Raw genomic sequence first — 2,110 nt, forward strand, 5'->3', positions numbered from 1 at the left:
CATGTAAATGGTGGAACTATGGTAGATAGTTAAAAACTTTATATAAAAAAATAAGACTGTTTTAAATAAAAACAGTCTTATTTTAATTCTATTTATGGTACTGTTCTCTGTATCAATATTAAATGATATTTTTCATATTGTAAGATTTTTGCCTATTATTCAAATATAAATAAACTCTTTCATATTTCCTTAAATAAATGTTCTCCAAAATCTTTTAATTATTTTGATAATCTTTCATATTTTATTTCTTTACTATTTATTCTTAAATTATTTACTTAAAATAAAGTATTTTGCATTTGTAAATAAATTATATATCGAATTTTTATTTTTTATATATTCATACAATAATATTTAAGTTCAATACACTCATTCCAATATTTCTTAACATAAAAGAAGAAGCACCCTTTATAGATACTCGTTCTTTTTTTCTAACTTAGTATTATTTAATTCCCAAGAAATATATTTAAATATTTCCCTATCTAATAAATTTTTTTGAATATAATCTAATTCTTTATAACTAATACTAAATCCATGTGCTACTTTATTTCTAATTTCTCTTATATTATGTAATTCTTCTATAATCTCCTTTTGGGATAAAATATCTAAATTCAATTTTTGTAATTCATTTATAGCATCTACTAATCTTATTTTTCTAATATTTTTACCTGTCTTTTGTGATATAAGCTTTTTTAATTCTACTTCTAAGACACCTAAATAATTTAATGCAATGCCATTATAAGATATTAATTCTTTACCATTCTCTCTATCATTATATTGTTTTTCTGTTGCATAAGCCGTAGCTAATGAGTATAAACTATTTTCATTAAAATTAATATATTTAGTTTTATATTTAGTATATTCATTATACAAATCATCTAATGAGTTCCAAATCGGGAATATTATTATCTGTTCATTTAAATTATATTTAGAATTATCTTCTTTATACTCAACTTTAATATCTGCTAATACATCTCCGTATCCCACATAAATATTTAATGATTGTATTTTTCTTTCTTCTAATCCCTGCAAAATTGCAAAATATACAGTTTCAAAACAAACCCTTATAGCTCCATAATCAATAGCTTCGTACTTAGTATTTTTAGTTGCAAACTCTAATATTATTCCTTGCATCTCAAACTTTAACAGTGCTCTTTCAGTAGTATTTAGTATATACTTAGGATCTCTATTTAGTAAATTCAATACATTTTTATTTTCTTTAGTTATTTTATTTTCTCTTAAAAACTCATTATATTTCTTTCTAGGCTCAATTGAGAAATCCATAAGCTTTCTTGCCATAAGTAATATTTCATTATCATCATTATTACCTTCTTTTAATAAGTTAATTATTTCTTCTAAATTAATTAAAGCATACGCTTTAATTCCGCTAAACTTTGTTATATTATTAAAGTTAAAATCTTCTAATTTTTCTTTTAAAACTTCTTTATTTTTTTCCCTATTTAATTTTTGTTTTAATTTAATTTCTTTTAATTTTTTCCTTTTTTGTAATCTCTTAGCCATTTTATACCCCTTCCTAATATTTAGCTATCCCTAAAAGCAATATATTGCTTTCTACTTTTATATATTTTTTTATCTTAATACTCAAAAATCAAATTCTCTCTTGTTTATTACTATAAACCTAATAATTATTTAATATATTATAATTATTTATTAGATATACAATCATATACCTAAGTAATTAAAGTTTTCATAAACTATTATTATAGCATCAACTCAAATTACTATTTTTTATTTCCAAAATTATCTATAAATATATAATATCATTTACATTCCTTTAATTCTATATTTTTTTGATTTATCATATATTTATTAGAATATATTTTTAACTTTTTTAACAATATATAACTTCAATCTAACATTTTACTAGATATTTAACTAAATTATTTAATTCTCATGAATTAAGTTTTTTTAATTTCTTCAAAAATTTAATCATTTATATTTTTTAATTCTCAATATAGTAAATTTTAATAATATAAAATAGATTTTATTACCTATTATAAATTTTAATCTAGTAAAATCCTCCGTTATTTATGGTATGGTTCTCCGTATCAGTATTAAGTGAGGTTTTTTTTCTATTTTAGTACCTCTATTA

Annotated in this window: 1 protein-coding gene; it reads right to left on the reverse strand. The window is 20.2% G+C overall.

Annotation, left to right across the window (positions count from 1 at the left end; translation table 11 throughout):
- Positions 1-405 precede the first annotated feature (405 nt).
- The gene (locus Q4E08_RS12080) at positions 406-1,518 is read right to left on the reverse strand and encodes a hypothetical protein (protein WP_303131270.1); all 1,113 of its coding nucleotides are present in this window, start codon (positions 1,516-1,518) and stop codon (positions 406-408) included.
- Between the last annotated feature and the right edge of the window lie 592 nt (positions 1,519-2,110).

Source organism: Clostridium sp. (assembly GCF_030532265.1).
Lineage (GTDB): Bacteria > Bacillota > Clostridia > Clostridiales > Clostridiaceae > Clostridium.